The sequence below is a fragment of the Sphingomonas hengshuiensis genome, from assembly GCF_000935025.1.
GTDB classification, from domain to species: domain Bacteria; phylum Pseudomonadota; class Alphaproteobacteria; order Sphingomonadales; family Sphingomonadaceae; genus Sphingomonas; species Sphingomonas hengshuiensis.
Genome location: NZ_CP010836.1, coordinates 2,208,445 through 2,227,150 on the forward strand (window position 1 = coordinate 2,208,445; position 18,706 = coordinate 2,227,150).

Sequence of the window (18,706 nt, forward strand, 5' to 3'; positions counted from 1 at the left end):
TGGTCGCGCGCAAGCGGCTGATGCGCAGGAAGGACCAGGCGGCGACCGCCTGATCCTCCGGGGCCGATTCAGTCGGCGCTGGCCACTGCTTCCTCGATCTGCGGGATGGTGTGTCCGGTCAGGTCCTTGTTGATCTCGCCGGTCAGCCGGTCGCTCACCGTCACATGATAATGTTTGCGCAGCTCGCCCAGCGTGCGCGGCGGAGCGACGACGATCAGTGACTCGAAATCATTCCCCAGCGCGCGCTTCTTGAGCATCTCGGCGGCTTCGGCGGCGAAACGGTCTTCGTCGAGCTGGTGGAAATCGGTCTGCTCATAGGCGCTGCGGCCCGGGCCGACGCTGGAGAAGGAGCGGCCCGGCGCATCGGTGCCCTGATCGCGCGTCGCATCGCTGTCCTGCTCGCGGTTTTCCTCGACCTGAAGGTTCGGGTGAGTCGCGTCGCCGGCGTTGCGCAGGAACAGCATCTTGCGGCCATCGGCCACCAGGACCACGGCGTCATGAGCAATTTGCATATCAGTCTCCTTGTTTGACAATATCTTACCAACGCCGGGCCTAGCCCCAGGGTTGCGCCGCCCTCACGCCCCCGCCATAGCCTCGCGCCATGCATGACATCCGCTCCATCCGGGATGATCCCGAGGCTTTCGACCGCGCTTTGGCGCGCCGTGGGCTCGCACCGCTCTCTGCCGACCTGCTGGCGCTCGACGAGCGCCGCCGCGCGCTGATCACCGAGGCGCAGACGGTGCAGGCGCGCCGCAACGAAGCGTCGAAGGCGATCGGCGCGGCGAAGGCGCGGCGCGACGACCCCACCGACCTGATGGCCGAAGTCGCCGCGCTCAAGGAGCGGATGCCGCAGATCGACGCCGAGGAAAAGGCAGTGGGCGAGCAGCTGAACGGCGTGCTCGCGACGATCCCCAATTTGCCGTTGTCCGACGTGCCCTTTGGTCGCGACGAGGACGACAATGCGCTGGTCGACAGCCACGGCACGCCGCGCGCCTTCGACTTCCCACCGAAGGAGCATGATGCGATCGGCCCCGCACTGGGGCTCGATTTCGAGACCGGCGCCGCGATGTCCGGTGCGCGCTTTACGGTGGTTCGCGGGGCGGCGGCACGGCTGCACCGCGCGCTGGGGCAGTTCATGCTCGACACGCTCACCGGCGAGCATGGCTATGAGGAAGTCGTGCCGCCGCTGCTGGTGCGCGACGAGGCGCTGTTCGGCACCGGGCAGCTGCCCAAATTCGCCGAAGACCTGTTCCGGACCACCGATGGCCGCTGGCTGATCCCCACCGCCGAAGTCAGCCTGACCAACATCGTCGCGGGCAAGATCCTCAGCCAGCAGGAACTGCCGCTGCGCTTCGCCGCGCTCACCGCCTGTTTCCGCTCGGAGGCGGGCGCGGCGGGGCGCGACACGCGCGGCTATATCCGCCAGCATCAGTTCGAGAAGGTCGAGATGGTGTCGATCGTCACCCCCGACGCCTCCGAGGCCGAGCATGAGCGGATGACGTTGTGCGCCGAGGGTATCCTCGACACGCTCGGCCTGCCCTTCCGCCGGATGAAGCTGTGCACCGGCGACATGGGGTTCACGGCGGCGCGCACCTATGACCTTGAAGTGTGGCTGCCCGGACAGGACCGCTATCGCGAGATTTCGAGCTGTTCGACCTGCACCGATTTCCAGGCGCGGCGGATGAACACGCGCTACCGGCCCGAGGGCGAGAAGGGCACGCGCTTCGTCCACACGCTCAACGGATCGGGGCTCGCCGTGGGTCGCACGCTCGTCGCGGTGCTGGAGAATTACCAGCAGGCCGGTGGTTCGGTCGCGGTGCCCGAGGTGCTGCGGCCCTATCTGGGCGGGCTCGAACTGCTGGAGGCACGCGGCTGATGCGCATCCTGCTCACCAATGACGATGGCTATCACGCCCGCGGGCTGGCGGTGCTGGAGCGGATCGCGCGGACGATCTCCGACGACATCACCGTGGTTGCGCCCGCCGAGGAACAATCGGGCAAGGGCCGCTCGCTGACGCTGACCGAGCCGTTCCGCGTGCGCCGCCATGCCGAGAACCGCTATGCGGTTCGCGGCACCCCGACAGACTGTGTGATGTTCGCTTTGGCCGAGGTTATGGCCGATGCGAAGCCCGATCTGATCCTGTCGGGGGTCAATCGCGGCGGAAATCTTGCAGAGGATGTGAGCTATTCCGGGACAGTTTCGGCGGCGATGGAAGGCGCGCTCGCCGGAATCCGGTCGGTCGCGCTGAGCCAGCGTTACGAGTCGACCGGCATGGGCGACCAGGTCCCGTTCGACACCGCCGAGGCCTGGGGGGCGCGCGCGCTGCTCCCGCTGCTCGACATGGAATGGGCGCCCCGAACCCTCGTAAATATCAACTTTCCCCCTGTGGCGGCGGACGCGGTGCAGGGAATCAAGCCGGTCGCGCAGGGGCTTCGCGACTATGGCCGGGTCGCGATGGACAAGCGCGTCGACCCGCGCGGATTCACCTATTACTGGCTCGCAATGGGACGTTTGCCGATGGTGCCGCTGCCCGACACCGACCTCGAGGCAATAGAAAACGGCTTCGTCACAGTCACTCCGTTGCATTTAGACCTCACGCATAGAGACTCGCTCGAGAGACTGGTTGGCGTTTATAGTTAATGGATGAGTGAGATTGGGGAGGGTCGCCGCCGGTTAGGAGCGGCGCTGGTGCTGGGGGCGATGCTGTCCGGCTGTATTCCGAGTACGGGGTATCGGGGCGAAGTCTATGACCGCCCAGCACCCGATCCGCGTGCACAGCCGCGCGCTTCGCAGCAGGAGCAGCCGGCGTTCGAGCGGCGATCGATCGACCAGGACATCCGCGCGTTGCCCGCGCCCCCGCCCGCCTGGGAAGCCCGCACCGTCGTCCCCGACGCGCGGCGGGTGGCGGCGAGCAGCTATGTCGTCCAGCGCGACGATTCGCTGCGCGGCATCGCGGTCAAGACCGGCGCGGGATCGGAGGCGATCGCACGCGCCAATGGCATCCGTCCGCCCTATATGCTCCGTCCCGGCCAGCGGCTGCTGATCCCCGGCGGGCTCTATCATCAGGTCCGCGCCGGCGACACGGGGATCGCGATCGCGCGCGCCTATGGCGTGTCCTGGTCGCGGGTGATCACCGCGAACGCACTGGAGGAGCCCTATGTCCTGCGCATGGGGCAGCGGCTGCTGATCCCCGACACGGGGCCAGAAACGCGCGAGCAGCGCGCCGCGCGCTTCCATATCGACATCGACGATATCCTGACCGGCGGCGAACCCGCCCTCGCGCGCAACACGCAGCCCACGGCGCCGACCGCCTCTTCGGCGCGCGTGCTGCCGCCGACCGCGGCGGTGAAGGCGCCGGTGCGGCTGACCGGGCAATTCGCGTGGCCCGCGCGCGGCAACCTGATCAAGCGCTTCGGTCCGGGCGCCAGCGGCGAGCGGAGCGACGGGATCAAGATCGCGGTCCCGCTCGACACGCCGGTCCTCGCCGCAGCGGACGGCGTCGTCGCCTATGTCGGCAGCGACGTCCCGGCGCTGGGCGGGCTGGTGATCCTGAAGCACGGGGCCGGCTGGACCAGCGTGTACGGCCATGCCAGCCAGCTGCTTGTCCAGCGCGGACAAGCGGTTAAGAAGGGTCAGATGATCGCGCTTTCAGGCAATTCGGGATTTGCGGACCGTCCGGAGCTCCATTTCGAGCTTCGCGAGGGCCGTACCCCCGTCGATCCGGTCCCCCGCCTGCCGCCGCGCTGATGCCGGTGCTGCCCCCGGCAACGCTCAAGCGCAAATCGGGCATGCCGGTGTGGCTGGCGATCGGCTGGCGAGTCGGGGCGGTGCTGGCGCTGCTCGCGCTGGCGATCGGCGTGCACTGGCTGGAGCGTGACGGGTTGAAGGACATGGCCGACGGGCATGTCAGCTTCCTCGACATCATCTATTTCACGTCGATTTCGATCACCACCACCGGCTATGGCGACATCGTGCCGGTGACGACCAGCGCGCGGATGTTCGACGCGCTGGTCGTCACGCCGATCCGCATCTTCGTGGTGCTGCTGTTCATCGGCACGGCGTATAATTTCGTGCTCAAGCGAACCTGGGAAAAATGGCGGATGGCAGCGATTCAGCGCAACCTGACCGGCCACATCATCGTGGCGGGATTCGGCAAGACCGGGTCGGAGGCGGTCGACGAGCTGGTCGCGCGCGGCACCGATCCGGCGAAGTTCGTGGTGATCGACGCCGACGCGGATTCGATCGCGCGGGCGCATGCCTGTGGCTGCACGGTGCTGCTGGGCGATGCGACGCGCGACGCGGTGCTCGCCGATGTGCGGATCGAGCGGGCGGAGGCGATGATCGTGGCGGCGGGGCGCGACGACACCTCGATCCTGATCACGCTGACCGCGCGCCACCTCGCCCCGAATCTGCCGATCAGCGTGATCGTGCGCGCGGAGGATAACGAACTGCCCGCGCGCGCGGCGGGGGCGACCACGGTGATCAACCCGGTAAGCTTTGCCGGGCTGCTGCTCGCGAGTTCGTGTACCGGGCCGCACATCGCCGATTATCTGCTGGACCTCGCCTCGATCCATGGCCGAGTCGCGCTGGCCGAGCGCACCGTCGCGCCGCACGAAGTGGGCAAGCCGCTGTCGGCGCTCGACACCGGGCTGGGGCTGCGCGTCTATCGAGACGGAAAGCCGTACAGCTTCGCCGAGCCCGAGGCGCAGGCGCTGCAAGCGGGGGACGGAATCGTGGAGATCGTCACGCGTTCGTGAGTCTGTTTCAGCTTCACTGAAACAGGGCGGCACCGGCCCGCTCCCCCACCCGGCCACCCATAGAATACACTGCCGTTGGGTGGCCGGGTGGGGGAGCGGGCCGGTGCCGCTCAGCGACGCTGAAAACGAATCTTGACGCGGCGCCGACGTAGGCGTTGAGGCGCGACATGAGCAGCGCCCTCCTTGCCCGCCTCCTCCCCGTGCTGATGCTGATCGCGTCGAACGTCTTCATGACCTTCGCCTGGTACGGGCACCTCAAGTTCAAGCACACGCCGCTGCTGATCGTGATCCTGGTGAGCTGGGGAATCGCGTTCTTCGAATATTGCCTGGCCGTGCCCGCCAACCGGATCGGCAGCGGGGTGTATTCCGCAGCCCAGCTCAAGGGGATGCAGGAAGTCATCACGCTGACCGTATTTGCGGGCTTTTCGGTGCTGTATCTGGGGCAGAAGATCACCGTGAACCACCTGATCGGCTTCGCGCTGATCGCAGCGGGGGCATGGTTCCTGTTCCGCACCCCTGCGGTCTGACTGGCAATTTCCTCAGAAATCCCTATGTGCGGCGCCAATCATGGCAACCAAACTCCCCGAGGCGCCCCGCGTGGGCATGGTGTCGCTCGGCTGTCCCAAGAACCTGGTCGACAGCGAGCGTATCCTGACAAAGCTGCGTAGCGACGGCTATGCGATGTCGCCCGACTATGCCGGGGCCGATGTCGTGCTCGTCAACACCTGCGGATTCCTCGACAGCGCGAAGGAAGAATCGCTCGAGGCGATCGGCGAGGCGATCGCCGAGAATGGCCGCGTCATCGTCACCGGATGCATGGGCAAGGAGGCGGAGGTGATCCGCGCGCGCTTCCCCAACGTCCTCGCCGTGACCGGTGCGCATCAATATGAGGAAGTCGTCGGCGCGGTCCACGAAGCGGCACCGATGCCGCCCAGCGCGTTCCTCAACCTCGTGCCCGACAGCGGGCTGAAGCTCACGCCGCGCCATTACAGCTATCTGAAGATCTCGGAGGGCTGCAACCATCGCTGCGCCTTTTGCATCATCCCGTCGATTCGCGGCGACCTTGTCTCGCGCCGCCCCGACGCGATCCTGCGCGAGGCCGAGAAGCTGGTCGAGGCGGGGACCAAGGAGCTGCTGGTCATCAGCCAGGACACCTCCGCCTATGGCATCGACATCCGCAAGCAGCCGCGGATGTGGAAGGGGCAGGAAGTCATTCCCCACATGACCGACCTTGCCCGCGAACTCGGCAAGATCGCGCCCTGGGTCCGGCTCCATTATGTCTACCCCTACCCCCATGTCGACCAGGTCATCCCGCTGATGGCCGAGGGGCTGGTGCTCCCCTATCTCGACATTCCGTTCCAGCACGCCTCCCCGCGTGTGCTCCGCGCGATGAAGCGCCCCGCCAACGAAGCCAAGGTGCTCGAACGGCTGGCGGCGTGGCGTGAGATTTGCCCGGACATCACGATCCGCAGCTCGTTCGTCGTCGGCTTTCCCGGCGAGACCGAGGAGGATTTCCAGTATCTGCTAGACTGGCTCGACGAGGCCCAGCTCGACCGCGTCGGCGCCTTCCGCTTCGAGCCCGTCGAGGGCGCGCAGGCGAATGACTTTGAGGGCCAGGTACCCGAGGCGGTCAAGGAAGAGCGCTATGCCCGCGTGATGGAGCGCACCGCCGCGATCTCCGCCGCCAAGCTCCAGGCAAAGATCGGCCGCACGCTCGAAGTGCTCATCGACGAAGTCGGTGACGAAGGCGCGACGGGCCGCAGCCAGGCCGATGCACCCGAAATCGATGGCGAGGTGTTCCTGCGCGACGCCAGCCACCTCCGCCAGGGCGATATCGTCCGGGTGGAAATCGAAGACGCCGACGAGCATGATCTGTTCGGCGTTCCCCTTCCCGCGCAAATGTGAGATTCCATGAGTTATAAAATCCCGACATTCCAGGATCGCGTCGCCAGCGCCTCGGCGGCAAAGAAGGCCGCGCTCGAAAAGCTGCGCGCCAAGCCCAAGCTCGACGAAGCCGAGCTGGCCGAGCGCAAGGCCGCGCGCCTCCAGCGCGAAGCCGAGGAAGAGGCCAAGCGCGAAGCCAAGCGCGCCGCGATCGAAGCCGAGAAGGCCGCGATCGAGCAGGCCAAGCTCGACAAGATCGCCGAGGAAGAGGCCGAGAAGGAACGCCTGGCCGCCGAGCGCAAGGCAAAGGCGCCGCCGACCTCCGCCGAGCTGAAGGCACTGCGCGACGCCCGCTACGCCGCGCGCAAGGCGCGTAAGTAAGCGGTTCGCGCCCTTAGTGCGGCAGCGACCGCACAATGGACCGTCATCCTGACGAAAGTCAGGATCCATTCGCCTCTCCGTTGGTGCTTATGCCTCATGGGTGGCGAGAATGGATCCCCCGGACTCACGGAACAAGTGCACCACCTGCTAAGGTGATTGCGCGATGGGACGACATTACAGGCAACTCAGCCTCGACGAGCGGATCGAGATATACCGCCTTCATGAAGGCGGTATATCTTGCCGACAGATTGCCACCGCGATCGGGCGTGATCACACGACGGTCGGTCGGGAACTCAGGCGCAATAGCAAGCCGACCAAGGTCTGGCCCGGCGGCTATGCGCCCGGGCGTGCCCATAGGCTCGCGATCAGACGACGACGATGGGACTGCCGTTTCAAGCTGGCGCGCCAGCCGGACCTGCGAGATATCGTGAAGAACGGCCTTGCGATGGGATGCTCTCCCGAACAGATCGCCGGCCGACTGGCGCTTGAGCACGGTCGCACCATGGTCAGCCACGAGTCAATCTATCGATACGTCTATCATCGCTCGGCCCAGAAGGACTATTGGCACCGCCTTCTGCCCCGCTGCAAGGCAAGGCGCGGCCGCTATGGCCGCCAGGGCGGAAGCCCGGCCAGCTTCATCAAACAGCGCAGGCCGATCGGCGAACGCCCCCTCGAAGCCCGGGATCGCGCACAGCCGGGCCATTGGGAAGCCGACTATATGCTGTTCGCCCGATATGGGCACAATGTCCTCGTCCTGCACGAGCGCCACACACGCTACACCATCCTCGACAAGCCACCCCACCGCAGAGCCGAGCTGACCGCACGCCGGATCACACGCAGACTGCGCCATATCCCCCAGGATCTGCGCAGGACCATCAGCTTCGACAACGGCACCGAGTTCGCCGAACATCACCGCCTTCACGACAGCCTCGGCATCCAGACCTTCTTCTGCGATGTCCGAGCCCCATGGCAAAAGGGCGGTGTCGAAAACACCATCGGCCGACTGCGCCGAAGCCTGCCTCGCAAAACCGACCTCGACACCGTCAGCCACAGACAACTCCGTGCCTGTGCCGACCGGCTCAACAACATCCCCAGAAAATGCCTTGGCTTCCTCACACCCGCCGAGGCATTCTCCAAAATCTCAACCGGTGCACTTCAACCGTGAGTCCACATCCCAGCCTGCGCTGGGATGACGAGCTTGGGGGCGACGATCGCGGCTCACTTTGCTTTTGCGCAGGGTATAACCAACGCCTAACCTCCGGGTGACGCCGCGCGCTGCGGTGCCTATGGTCGCGCCTCGACTCTCCCGGAGGCTCCATGTTCCGCACCGCGCTCGCCGCATTCCTGCTCGCCGCCACCCCGGCGGCGGCGCAACAGCTGACCCCGCAGGAAACCGCGCAGGTCGACGCAATCGTCGCCAGGGCGCTGCAATCGACGCAGGTCCCCAGCGCCTCGATCGCGATCGTCCGCGACGGCAGGATCGTCTATGCCAAGGCCTATGGCGATCAGGGGCCGGGCATCGCCAAGGGGCCCAGCACCGACGCCAAATACCCGATCGCGTCGATCTCCAAGCAGTTCACCGCCGCCGCGCTGCTGCTGCTCGAGGATGAGGGCAAGCTGCGCCTCGACGACAAGGTCGCCAAATTCTTCCCCGACATATCGGGTGCCGACAAGGTGAGCATCCGCCAACTGCTCAGCCACACGGCGGGCCTCCAGGATTACTGGCCGCAGGATTACAGTTTCGCCGCGATGGAAAAGCCGGTGACGCCGCAGGAGATCGTCGATCGCTGGGGCAAGAAGCCGCTCGATTTCGAGCCCGGCACGGCGTGGCAATATAGCAATACCGGCTATGTCGTTGCGGGGATGATCGCGGAAAAGGCGTCGGGGATGCCGCTGCTCGATTACCTCAACGCCCGCGTCTTCAAGCCATTGGGGATGAAGCCGGTCGATCAGGATTTGGCAATCGGCAAGGGCTATCCGCTGCCCACGCACCGCTTCGCGCTCGGCCCGGTGCGCCCCGCCAAGCCCGCCGCGCATGGCTGGCTATGGGCGGCGGGCGAGCTGGCGATGACCGCGAGCGACCTCGCGAAATGGGACATTGCGCGGATCGAGCGCAGCGTGCTGACGCCCGAGGATTGGAAAGAACAGGAGACCGTGGTGTCGCTGACCGGCGGCGGATCGACGCGCTACGGGCTGGGGGTATCGCTTGGCGAGCATGGCGGCACCCCCGAAGTGTCGCATGGCGGCGAGGCAGTCGGGTTCCTCTCGTCGAACGTCGTCCTGCCCGAGAAGCGCTTCGCGGTCGTCGCGCTGGTCAACGCCGATTTCGGCGGGGCGCAGGACGCGATTACCGACGGCGTGACCAACCTGTTCTTCCCGGTCGCAGCAGCAGCCCCTGCCCAGAACCTCAACCAGGTCCGCGACGCGCTGGCCCGCACGCTCTACGACCAGCTCCGCAGCGGGACGCTGGATCGCGCGATGCTGACCGCGAACGCCAATTATTATTTCGATGCGACCACGACCGGCGACTATCGCGACAGCCTGACCGCGCTCGGCGCGCCGGTGTCGATCGTGCCGCTCGGCGGCCCGCGTCTGCGCGGCGGGTTCGTCAACCGCAACTATGCGATCAATTTCGCCGACCGGCGGCTGATCGCGATCACCTATGCCGAGCCCGGCGCTGCTGGAAAGTTCGAGCAGTTCATCGTGATGCCCGGCGAATGATGCGCCCGTTGCTGGCTGCATCGGCGCTGTGGCTCGCGCTGGCGGGGGCGAGCGCGCCCGATACGCCGCGGATCGAGCGCGTCGACCCGCTGACCGTGCAGGACGATGATTTCGCCCGCCACCGCGACCCCGCCGAGTGGAAGGGGCTGCGCGTCGACCGCATCAGCTTCACCGAGGAGCGCGGCCATTGGCGGATGTGGCGGATCGCCAACCGCGCGCGCTCCGGCCCGCTATGGTTCGTGCCACACGACAATGAGAATGCAGGGTTCGAGGCGGCGCTGGTCGCGGTGCGGCGCTATGGCGGCGTGATCGTCGCCGTCGATTCGGGAGTGTCGCCCGGCGACGACGGCATCCGCTTCAATCGCGCCGTCGAGTACGGCCCGCCGATCGACCCCAACCGCAATTTCGACAGCGCCCTGCCCGGCTATGCCCGCGCGGTGCTGGCGAATTATCGGGGGCCGGGTCCGGTGATCGCGCTCCACACCAATTCGCCCGGCTTCGACCCGACCGATTCGAAGTGCAACCGCGACGATCCCAAGACCAATGGTGTGATCTCGATCCGCTTCTGCGACGACACGCTGATCCCCAGCGCGTCGCAATCGCGCGCCTATCCGTTCGACGACGACGACACCGTCGCCTTCGCCACCTTCCTCGCAAAGGGCACCCCGAGCGACGCCTATTGCCGCGACCAGATGGTCGGCGCCGATTTCAACGTGGTGCAGGAACGCGTGCTGACCAGCGACGGCTCGGCGTCCAACTACGCCGTGCTCCACGGGCTGCGCTATCTCAATTTCGAGACGCAGGAGCGTGGGCTGGAACCGGCGGCACTGGCGGGCGCGCGCGACCGGCTGCTGTGGATGATCGACCGCGCGATCGCGCTGTGTGCTCCGGAAGTGAAGGCGGCTCGGTGACGGACGCGGTCGGCCTTGTCGACCCTGCGGAATGCGCTAAATTGCACCAATAATATGATGCGATGGGGTTCGGCATGGCGACGGTACGCAAGACGATCACGCTGACCGAGCAGCAGGATGCGTGGATCGCCGCGCAGATCGACGCCGGCCACTATACCAACGACAGCGAGGCGATCCGCGACCTTATCCGGCGCGAGCAGGAGCGGAGTTTCGAGATTGAGAGCCTGCGCCATGCGTTGATCGCGGGCGAGCAGAGCGGCGAGCCCGAGCGCTTCGACTTCGCGGCGTTCAAGCGGCGAAAATCCGCGCAAAATGGCTGAATATCGGCTCAGTCCGAAGGCACAGCGCGATCTCGAATCGGTATTCGATTATACCAGGGCGCAATGGGGATTGCCCCAGGCCATGCGCTACATCGATCTGATTGAAGCCGCCTGCGCCGATCTTGCCGAAGCGCCGCATCGCGCGCAGGACTGCACGCACATCCGCCCTGGCTATCGCCGGCGGACTGTAGAGCAGCACGTCCTCTATTTTCGGCTGGCGAGCCATGGCATCGCCATCATTCGAATCCTCCATCAGCGCATGGATACGGCCCGTCACCTGTGAGCAGGCGTACCCTCTCCTCTACTCCGGCAATGCATAGGCGATGAGTTCGTCGCTCACCGGCGTCTCCATGAAATGGTGCCCGCCGGCCATGATGACCAGATATTGCTTGCCGTTGATCTCATAGGTCATCGGCGTCGCCTGCCCGCCACCGGGCAGCACGTCCTTCCACAGCGTCTTGCCGGTGCGCAGGTCGATCGCGCGGATCAGGTTGTCGGTCGCGGCGGCAATGAAGATCAGCCCGCCCGCGGTGACCACCGACCCGCCATTATTGGGCGTCCCGATCGTGATCGGCAGCATCGAGGGGATGCCGAACGGCCCGTTGGTGCGCGCCTCGCCCAGCGGGCGGTCCCAGATCGTCTTGCCCGTCGCCATGTCGATCGCGCGGATCCCGCCATAGGGCGGCTGCTTGCACAGCATCCCCGTAAAGGGCAGCCGCCAGCCGGCGTTGACGTTGACTGCATAGGGGGTGTTGGCCTGCGGATCGCCCGCGCCTTCCGCGCCGCCGATTTCGCCGCGCGCCTGGTCGCGCGGCGCCCAGCCGCGCCGATTGGCCTCGGCGCGCGGGACCAGCCGGACGTAATTGGGCATGTCGTTGTAATTGGCGACGATCACCCCGCGCTGCGGATCGACGGCGACGCCGCCCCAGTCGGTCCCGCCATTATAGCCGGGATATTGCACCGAATGCCGGTCGGCCTCGGGCGGGGTGTAGAACCCCTTGTAGCTCGCACGGCGGAACTGGATGCGGCACACCATCTGGTCGATTGGCGACATGCCCCACATGTCACGCTCGGTCAGCTCGGGCTTGCGCAGCGTATGCCATAGCGACACCGGCTGGGTCGCCGCGCGCTGCTGCGGCTCGACGCCGATCTGCGGGGCGCGAACCTCGCCCACCGGAGTCAGCGGCTGGCCGGTGCGGCGATCGAGGATGTAGATGTCGCCCTGTTTCGACGGCAGCACGATCGCCGGCACGCCCTGATAGTCGACCAGCGTCGCCTCCGCGCCGAAATCATAGTCCCACACGTCGTGGCGCACCGCCTGGAACCGCCAGCGCGGCTTGCCCGTGGTCACGTCGAGCGCAACGAGCGAGGTTGCGAACTGGTGCTCCTCCGGGCGGCGCAGGCTTGAATAATAATCGGCGGAGGCATTGCCCATCGGCAGATAGACCAGCCCGAGCTGCTCGTCGCCCGACGCCATCGTCCACATGTTCGGCGTGCCGCGCGACCATTGCTGCCCCGCCGGCGGATAGCCGTTCCATTCGGGGTGCATCATGTCCCAGCCCCAGCGGAGCTGGCCGGTCACCACGTCGAACCCCTGGATGACACCCGACGGCGCCCAGCGATCCTGTCCGTCGAGGATCTGGTGCCCGACAACGAGCACGCCGCGCACCAGCGTCGGCGGCGAGGTGATCGAGACATAGCCGTCGGGGGTGCTGCCCATCCCGATCTTGGTATCCATCTGCCCATTGGTGCCGAAATCGGCGCAGGGCTTGCCGGTGCGCGCGTCGACTGCGATCAGCCGGGCGTCGAGCGTCCCCTCGATGATCCGAGTCGCACAGGGCTGGTCGGGCATGATCCCCGGCTTGGCGTAATAGACGACGCCGCGACAGGCGGCGGTATAGGGGATCGCGGTATCCGGCACCTTGGGATCGAAGCGCCAGCGTTGCGCGCCGGTGGCGGGATCGAGCGCGATCAGGATGTTCTTGGGGGTGCAGAGATAGAGGCTGTCCCCGATCTTGAGCGGGGTAGTCTCCGCGCCATAGGTGCCCTTGGCGGCGGTCGAGGGCATGTCGCCGGTGTGGATGCCCCATGCCCGTTGCAGCTTGCCGACATTGTCCGGGTTGATCTGCGCCAGCGCCGAATAGCGCCGCGCGGCGCCGGTGCCGCCATAGGAGGGCCAGTCCGCGCCGACCTGCTGCCCCGAGGGGTCGGCCATCCCGCCCGTCCCCGCCGCGGGCAGCGCGCCCAGGATCGGATTGGGTCCGCTCGCCGCCGCCGCCCAGAAATTGGCGATGGTCAGCACTAGCGCCAGCGCCACGCCCGAAAACGCCATCCGCCAGCGATTATGCCGCGCGCTGAGCGTCGGCAATGCCAGCAGCACGGCGAACAGCAGCACGACCGGCGCGATCACGCGCGGCACCTGCGCCCAGGCATTGGCGCCGACTTCCCACCATGCCCAGGCAACGCTCGCGACGACGATTGCAACGTATAGCCACCCGCCTACGGTCTGCCCGCGGATCAACAGCACCCCCGCAGCGATCATCGCCGCGCCGGTTACCAGGTAATAGATCGACCCGCCGAGCACCGCCAGCCACGCGCCGCCGAGCAGCAGCACCAGCCCGATCGCCCCCACCAGCGCGCCGACCGCGATCGATGCCCAGCTTCCCCACCGCCGTCGCGGGCTCATGGGCTCGGCGGCAGGAGGGGCGATGGGCGCCCCGTCAAAGCTGGAATCGGCGCGATAATCGGTCACGGGCTGGCCTTCCGATGCTGGGTAATCGGGCAACAAGCCGGCAACAGTCGGGGTTCCCACATGAACGAAAATTCATGTTCGCCGCCCCCACCCCGGCAGGGGGCAGGGCAGTCGAATATGACATCGGGCAGCCATAGATGCGGTCATCCCAGCGAAGGCTGGGACCCATTCAGCCACTCCGCTCGACCTAAGAGCCGCTACCTAGCACCGAATGGATCCTGACTTTCGTCAGGATGGCTCGGTTTCTGCCAAATGCGATTTCCCTGCGGCAGGGGGGACTAGCCGTTGGCCGCCCGCCGCCCTAGGTTGTGGCCATGTCCGATCTCTCCTCGCTGATTCAGCCCGACCGCGGCCAGCCCGCGCGCACCATCCACATCATCGATGCCAAGGGCTATGACGAATGGCTGGGGGCCCAGCCGCCCCGCCATCGCGCCGCCGCCGTGGCGCAGAAGCTGTCGCCCACCGGCTATTCCAACGCGATCCTCCCCGGTGACGGGCCGGAGGATTGGTCGGTCGTCACCGTCGTCGCCAAGGCCGACAAGCTGGGAATCTGGTGCCTCGCCAAGCTCGCCGAGACGCTGCCCGAGGGCACCTATCGCGTCGAGGGCACCGAGCCCGGCAAGGCGCTGTATGGCTGGCTGACCGCGCAGTATAAGTTCGATCGCTACAAGAAGAAGGACGGCAAGGCGCAGGGCCCGCGCATCCTCCTGACCGGCGATCCGGCGAAGATGGACGAGGCGCTGCGCATGGCCGGCGTCGCGTTCAAGCTGCGCGACCGGATCAATATCGGCGCCAACGACATGGGCCCCGCCGACCTGGAAGAGGCGGCGACCGACCTGGCCAAGGCCTATGGCGCGACGCTCAGCGTCGTGAAGGGGCCGGAGGTCGAGAAGGGCTATGGCCTGCTCTGGGCAGTCGGCAAGGCTGCGGGCAAGGGTCGCGAGCCACGGCTGATCGAAATCGAATGGGGCAACCCCGATCACCCGCGCGTCGCGATCATCGGCAAGGGCGTGTGCTTCGATACCGGCGGGCTCGACATCAAGCCGGCATCGGGGATGCGGCTGATGAAGAAGGACATGGGCGGCGCCGCGCACGCGCTGGCACTCGCCGAGCTGGTGATGCAGAACCGCCTGCCGGTGCGGCTGCACATGCTGGTCCCCGCCGTGGAAAACTCGATCAATGGCGAGGCGACGCGCCCCGGCGACGTGATGATTTCGCGCAAGGGGCTCAGCGTCGAGAACAGCAATACCGATGCCGAAGGGCGGCTGATCCTGGCGGACGCGCTGACCAAGGCGGCGGAGGCCAATCCCGAGCTGGTGTTCGACTTCGCGACGCTGACCGGCGCCGCCCGCGTCGCGCTGGGCGCCGATCTCCAGGCGGTGTTCGCCAATGACGATACGCTCGCGTCGGAGCTGATGAACGCTGCCGAGACCGAGAACGACCCGATGTGGCGGATGCCGCTCTACGATCCGTACAAGGATCTGCTAAAGTCCGACGTGGCGGACATGGTCAACGCCGCCGAGGGCCCGTTCGGCGGGGCGATCACCGCCGCTTTGTTCCTCAAGGAATTCGTGCCGGACAAGGCGCAATGGGCGCATTTCGACATTTTCTGCTGGAACGGCAGCGCGAAGCCGGGCCGTCCCAAGGGTGCCGAGGCAGTCAGCCTGCGCGCGACGTGGAAAGTGCTCAAGGACCGCTACGGCGGATAAGCCTCAGCCGGGCCGCAGCGTCGTGCGCGCTGCGGCCACGGCGTCGACTGCGGCCCGCGTGAACGGCATCGGCTGCATCGCGCCCGCCGCCCAGGGGCGATATTGGTCGCGATAATGCGGCGAGCGCGGGTCGTTCGACTGGCCGGGCAGGTTGAGCATCCGCGCATTGTCCCACGCGCCGACGTCGATCACCTGCAAATAGCTCGCGCCCCCTGCCACGCGCCAGTCGAGCCCCGAACCCAGCCAGCGCGCCATCACCGTATAGCCATCGCCCCCAGACCCCTCGCCCTCGATCGGCGGGAACGCCGCGGCGATCGCCGGGATCGCCGATAGCGGGTGGCGGATACGGATTTTGTGGAGCGTGCCATAGCGCCAGCCCGCCGGGTCTGCCCCCAACAGCGTGCCCGCGGTGCTCCACGCCGCGGCGAGGGCCGCATCCAGCATCGCGTCGCGCGCCGCCGCCGGATCGCTCCCCAACCGCGCATCGGGCCGCGCGAGCAGCTCCAGCAGCACCGATGCGCCGATCGTCGTCACCAGCGCCCTGGCGCGCTCGGGCACGATCGCCGCGAGCATCCGCTTGCCTAGGTCGCGCCACACGATCTCGAACAACGCCGCCGCGCCGCTGTCCGCCGCGATCCGCGCATCCCATCCGCGCAGCATCTCGACCGCAGGCCGCGCCGCCGCCGAGGGACGCGCGGGCAACAGCGCGAGCAGCTGCTGCGCCGGAGTCGAGAACGTGTCGTATTGCAGGGCGATGCTGTCCGCGACGCTGTGCTTGTCCTGCCGCGCCAGCACGTCGGCGATCCGGTTGTAGCGATAGGGATCGCGGAACGAGAAGGCGGGAATGCGGTCGCGCGGCCAGTCGCCAGGCAGATTGTCCTGGTTGGCCGAGGCGAACCAGCCCTTGGCGGGGTTATACTCGCCCGGCATCGTGCGATAGTCGCGCCGCCCGGTCCAGTCGTAGCGCCCGTCGCCCGGCATGGGCAACAGCCCGTCACCGCGCTTGCGCACCGGCGCGAAGCCGATCACCTGCCACCCGGTATTGCCGTCGACATCGGCATAATGGAGGTTGGTCGGCGACGGATGCAGGCGGCACGCCTTGCGAAGGCTCGCCCAGTCCTTGGCCAGGTTGATCGCGATCATCGCAAAGGCGCCATGCCCGCCCGGCTGCTGCCCGATCGTCGCGAGCACGGTCGCGCGCCGCCGCGCGGGGTCGTGCGCGATCACTGCACCCTGCACCGCATAGCGCTGCGTCACGCGCTCGGGCGCAGCGTCCTTGACCGCGATCACCTCCTCGACGCGATCGAACCGCTTCCACCCCCCGTCATGGCGATAGCGCTCGGGATCGTCGGGATCGAGTTCGAGGACGAACAGGTCGGACTGGTCGATATGCGAATTGGTCCGCCCGAACGCGAAGCGATCGGTATGCCCCTGCATGATCCCCGGCAACCCCGGCGCACCGCCGCCGATCACGTCGAGCCCCGGCGCGCTCAGATGCGCGACATGGCGCGGGCCGAAGCCGCCAATGCCCAGATGCGGATCGTTCGCCAGGATCGCGCGCCCCGTCGCGGTCCGCGAGGGCGCGACCGTCCACGCATTGCTGCCGGCATTGGCGCGCTCGGTAGGCCCGGCGGGATCGGCGGCGGGACGCTCGGGCGCGAACGGCAGCCCGCCGAGCCGCAGCACGCCCAGATCGGCCTCGCTCACCGCCGCGACGTCGAGCCCCTCGGGCACGCGCAACGTCCAGGCCGGGCGCAGCGGCGCGATAATCTCGTCGAGCGCGAGCAGCCCCAGCGCCGCCAGCTGCGCGCGCCGGACTTCGTCATCGGCATTGCCGACCGCGCCGTCACGGGCGCGCACCAGGTCGACTATATCCCAATGCAGCGGCGCGACCTTGAGGATCTGATATTCGAGCGGGAGCAGCGACGGGTCAGCGAGCACCTCGTCGACTCGGGCGTTGATCCCCGCGACATAGGCGCGCGCGCAGGCCAGCACGTCGCGGGGCACGCCGCGCAACTCGGCCTCCAGATCGCCGCGATAGTGGAACAGCCGCGCGGCGGCGTCGTGCGCCGCGAACCGCGCGCCGAACACCTCGGCCAGCCGCCCCAGCTCGCGGCGATGCCCCAGGTCGATCTGGAACAGCCGGTCGCGCGCGACGACATAGCCCTGGCCGAAAAACGCGTCGGGGATCGACGCCGCGCGGATATGCGGGGTGCCGAAGCGGTCATCGACGATGTCGATCGGCGCCCTGGCACCGCGCACGCGGGTCTGGCGCGCGGGCAGCGCCTGCAGCCACGCCGGGGCCGCCGTCGCGGCGGCAGCGCCGGTCACCAGCGCCGCACTGGTGGCCAGCAGGAAGGATCGACGGTTCAGCATCGGCATTTCCCCGCATTGGTGCCATGAGGGGAAAGCTTGGGGGCGCCCCCGCCGCTTGTCCATGCGACAGGGGTTCGCCCGCAATAACCGCCAGTTATGGGGCGCCGCCGCCCCGATCGCGGCGGCTCAGCCCGCCAGCGTCGCCGCCGCCGCGATGATCGGCACGAACTTCGCCGCGGTCAGGCTCGCCCCACCGACCAGCGCGCCGTCGACATTGTCGACTGCCAGTATCTCGGCGGCGTTGGCCCCGGTCACCGATCCGCCATACAGGATGCGGATCGTCTCCGCCGCTTCGCCGACCATGTGCCGCAGCTTGGCCCGCGCGATCGCGTGGATCGCGGCGATGTCCTCCAGCGTCGGGGTGCGCCCCGTGCCGATCGCCCAGCGCGGCTCATAGGCAATCGTCAGCCAATCGCCCGATGCGCCGTCGGGCAGCGACTTTTCGATCTGCGACTGGACGATCCGCTCGGCGCGGCCCGCGTCGCGCTCGGCCTCGGTCTCGCCGCAGCACAGGATGACGCCGAGCCCGGCACGGCGCGCGGCCATCGCCTTTGCCCAGGCGTCGTGGCTGGTTTCATGCTGATCCGCACGACGCTCGGAATGGCCGACGATCGCCAGCGTCGCCCCTGCCTCGCGCAGCATCGCCCCCGATACACACCCGGTATGCGCACCGGACTCAGCCTCGTGAACGTCCTGCGCGCCGATCGGCATCGCTCCCGCGGCCGCTGCGGCGCGCGTGATCAGCGTGAAGGGCACGCACAATGCCACGTCGACCTGCGGCGTCGCGGCGGCGGCCGCGGCAATCGCCTCGACTTCGCCGAGTTGTGCGTTCAGCCCGTGCATCTTCCAGTTTCCGGCCACCAGTTTGCGCCGCATATCCCCGTCCTCCCTATTG

General features: G+C 67.5%; 17 protein-coding genes. 13 read left to right on the top strand and 4 right to left on the bottom strand.

Features of this window, described 5'->3' with window-relative positions; translation table 11 throughout:
• Nucleotides 1-68: 68 nt before the first annotated feature.
• Nucleotides 69-512: a host attachment family protein gene (locus TS85_RS09750; protein ID WP_044331891.1), complete on the bottom strand. Its 444-nt coding sequence runs from the start codon at nt 510-512 to the stop codon at nt 69-71.
• 89 nt (nt 513-601) lie between these two features.
• Between TS85_RS09750 and serS the strand changes: the two genes are divergently transcribed.
• The 12 genes from serS to TS85_RS09810 all read left to right on the top strand — a co-directional run bounded on the left by serS (nt 602) and on the right by TS85_RS09810 (nt 11,257).
• The gene (serS, locus tag TS85_RS09755) at nt 602-1,876 is read left to right on the top strand and encodes a serine--tRNA ligase (protein ID WP_044331892.1); all 1,275 of its coding nucleotides are present in this window, start codon (nt 602-604) and stop codon (nt 1,874-1,876) included.
• Complete coding sequence (gene surE / locus TS85_RS09760; RefSeq protein WP_044331893.1) at nt 1,876-2,640, top strand: 5'/3'-nucleotidase SurE; 765 nt, start codon at nt 1,876-1,878, stop codon at nt 2,638-2,640. The genes serS and surE overlap by 1 nt, the downstream gene beginning before the upstream one ends.
• A 3-nt stretch (nt 2,641-2,643) precedes the next feature.
• Nucleotides 2,644-3,747 carry a peptidoglycan DD-metalloendopeptidase family protein gene (locus TS85_RS09765; RefSeq protein ID WP_044331894.1) on the top strand — a complete coding sequence of 368 codons (1,104 nt, stop codon included), beginning with the start codon at nt 2,644-2,646 and terminating at the stop codon, nt 3,745-3,747.
• Nucleotides 3,747-4,757, top strand: a complete 1,011-nt coding sequence (locus tag TS85_RS09770) for a potassium channel family protein (protein WP_044331896.1) — start codon at nt 3,747-3,749, stop codon at nt 4,755-4,757. The genes TS85_RS09765 and TS85_RS09770 overlap by 1 nt, the downstream gene beginning before the upstream one ends.
• A gap of 167 nt (nt 4,758-4,924) precedes the next feature.
• Nucleotides 4,925-5,284: a DMT family protein gene (locus TS85_RS09775; RefSeq protein WP_044331897.1), complete on the top strand. Its 360-nt coding sequence runs from the start codon at nt 4,925-4,927 to the stop codon at nt 5,282-5,284.
• 40 nt (nt 5,285-5,324) lie between these two features.
• Complete coding sequence (gene rimO, locus TS85_RS09780; RefSeq protein WP_044331898.1) at nt 5,325-6,662, top strand: 30S ribosomal protein S12 methylthiotransferase RimO; 1,338 nt, start codon at nt 5,325-5,327, stop codon at nt 6,660-6,662.
• Between the two features lie 6 nt (nt 6,663-6,668).
• Entirely contained in the window at nt 6,669-7,022 is a 354-nt protein-coding gene (locus TS85_RS09785; RefSeq protein WP_044331899.1) for a DUF6481 family protein, read from the top strand.
• Between the two features lie 163 nt (nt 7,023-7,185).
• On the top strand, nt 7,186-8,187 hold the full coding sequence (locus tag TS85_RS24610; RefSeq protein WP_077228505.1) for an IS30 family transposase: 1,002 nt from the start codon (nt 7,186-7,188) through the stop codon (nt 8,185-8,187).
• Between the two features lie 152 nt (nt 8,188-8,339).
• On the top strand, nt 8,340-9,743 hold the full coding sequence (locus TS85_RS09795; RefSeq protein WP_044331901.1) for a serine hydrolase domain-containing protein: 1,404 nt from the start codon (nt 8,340-8,342) through the stop codon (nt 9,741-9,743).
• Entirely contained in the window at nt 9,740-10,654 is a 915-nt protein-coding gene (locus TS85_RS09800) for a hypothetical protein (protein WP_044331902.1), read from the top strand. The genes TS85_RS09795 and TS85_RS09800 overlap by 4 nt, the downstream gene beginning before the upstream one ends.
• Before the next feature lie 74 nt (nt 10,655-10,728).
• Complete coding sequence (locus TS85_RS09805; protein ID WP_044336122.1) at nt 10,729-10,974, top strand: type II toxin-antitoxin system ParD family antitoxin; 246 nt, start codon at nt 10,729-10,731, stop codon at nt 10,972-10,974.
• Nucleotides 10,967-11,257 (top strand): type II toxin-antitoxin system RelE/ParE family toxin, encoded by a 291-nt coding sequence (locus TS85_RS09810; protein WP_044331903.1) that lies wholly within the window; start codon nt 10,967-10,969, stop codon nt 11,255-11,257. Before TS85_RS09805 ends, TS85_RS09810 begins: the two co-directional genes overlap by 8 nt.
• A gap of 18 nt (nt 11,258-11,275) precedes the next feature.
• Here TS85_RS09810 and TS85_RS09815 read toward each other — a convergent pair whose 3' ends face one another.
• Nucleotides 11,276-13,660: a membrane-bound PQQ-dependent dehydrogenase, glucose/quinate/shikimate family gene (locus TS85_RS09815; protein WP_044336123.1), complete on the bottom strand. Its 2,385-nt coding sequence runs from the start codon at nt 13,658-13,660 to the stop codon at nt 11,276-11,278.
• Between the two features lie 380 nt (nt 13,661-14,040).
• Between TS85_RS09815 and TS85_RS09820 the strand changes: the two genes are divergently transcribed.
• Nucleotides 14,041-15,435 (top strand): leucyl aminopeptidase family protein, encoded by a 1,395-nt coding sequence (locus TS85_RS09820; RefSeq protein ID WP_044331904.1) that lies wholly within the window; start codon nt 14,041-14,043, stop codon nt 15,433-15,435.
• A gap of 3 nt (nt 15,436-15,438) precedes the next feature.
• Here TS85_RS09820 and TS85_RS09825 read toward each other — a convergent pair whose 3' ends face one another.
• The gene (locus tag TS85_RS09825; protein WP_044336124.1) at nt 15,439-17,811 is read right to left on the bottom strand and encodes a penicillin acylase family protein; all 2,373 of its coding nucleotides are present in this window, start codon (nt 17,809-17,811) and stop codon (nt 15,439-15,441) included.
• A 126-nt stretch (nt 17,812-17,937) separates the two neighbouring features.
• Complete coding sequence (tpiA, locus tag TS85_RS09830) at nt 17,938-18,687, bottom strand: triose-phosphate isomerase (protein ID WP_077228546.1); 750 nt, start codon at nt 18,685-18,687, stop codon at nt 17,938-17,940.
• Between the last annotated feature and the right edge of the window lie 19 nt (nt 18,688-18,706).

Excerpts from the sequence above, each read along its gene's own strand:
- TS85_RS09750 (WP_044331891.1), bottom strand. The coding sequence starts at position 512 with ATGCAAATTGCTCATGACGCCGTGGTCCTGGTGGCCGATGGCCGCAAG.
- serS (WP_044331892.1), top strand. The coding sequence starts at position 602 with ATGCATGACATCCGCTCCATCCGGGATGATCCCGAGGCTTTCGACCGC.
- surE (WP_044331893.1), top strand. The coding sequence starts at position 1,876 with ATGCGCATCCTGCTCACCAATGACGATGGCTATCACGCCCGCGGGCTG.
- TS85_RS09765 (WP_044331894.1), top strand. The coding sequence starts at position 2,644 with ATGAGTGAGATTGGGGAGGGTCGCCGCCGGTTAGGAGCGGCGCTGGTG.
- TS85_RS09770 (WP_044331896.1), top strand. The coding sequence starts at position 3,747 with ATGCCGGTGCTGCCCCCGGCAACGCTCAAGCGCAAATCGGGCATGCCG.
- TS85_RS09775 (WP_044331897.1), top strand. The coding sequence starts at position 4,925 with ATGAGCAGCGCCCTCCTTGCCCGCCTCCTCCCCGTGCTGATGCTGATC.
- rimO (WP_044331898.1), top strand. The coding sequence starts at position 5,325 with ATGGCAACCAAACTCCCCGAGGCGCCCCGCGTGGGCATGGTGTCGCTC.
- TS85_RS09785 (WP_044331899.1), top strand. The coding sequence starts at position 6,669 with ATGAGTTATAAAATCCCGACATTCCAGGATCGCGTCGCCAGCGCCTCG.
- TS85_RS24610 (WP_077228505.1), top strand. The coding sequence starts at position 7,186 with ATGGGACGACATTACAGGCAACTCAGCCTCGACGAGCGGATCGAGATA.
- TS85_RS09795 (WP_044331901.1), top strand. The coding sequence starts at position 8,340 with ATGTTCCGCACCGCGCTCGCCGCATTCCTGCTCGCCGCCACCCCGGCG.
- TS85_RS09800 (WP_044331902.1), top strand. The coding sequence starts at position 9,740 with ATGATGCGCCCGTTGCTGGCTGCATCGGCGCTGTGGCTCGCGCTGGCG.
- TS85_RS09805 (WP_044336122.1), top strand. The coding sequence starts at position 10,729 with ATGGCGACGGTACGCAAGACGATCACGCTGACCGAGCAGCAGGATGCG.
- TS85_RS09810 (WP_044331903.1), top strand. The coding sequence starts at position 10,967 with ATGGCTGAATATCGGCTCAGTCCGAAGGCACAGCGCGATCTCGAATCG.
- TS85_RS09815 (WP_044336123.1), bottom strand. The coding sequence starts at position 13,660 with ATGAGCCCGCGACGGCGGTGGGGAAGCTGGGCATCGATCGCGGTCGGC.
- TS85_RS09820 (WP_044331904.1), top strand. The coding sequence starts at position 14,041 with ATGTCCGATCTCTCCTCGCTGATTCAGCCCGACCGCGGCCAGCCCGCG.
- TS85_RS09825 (WP_044336124.1), bottom strand. The coding sequence starts at position 17,811 with ATGCTGAACCGTCGATCCTTCCTGCTGGCCACCAGTGCGGCGCTGGTG.
- tpiA (WP_077228546.1), bottom strand. The coding sequence starts at position 18,687 with ATGCGGCGCAAACTGGTGGCCGGAAACTGGAAGATGCACGGGCTGAAC.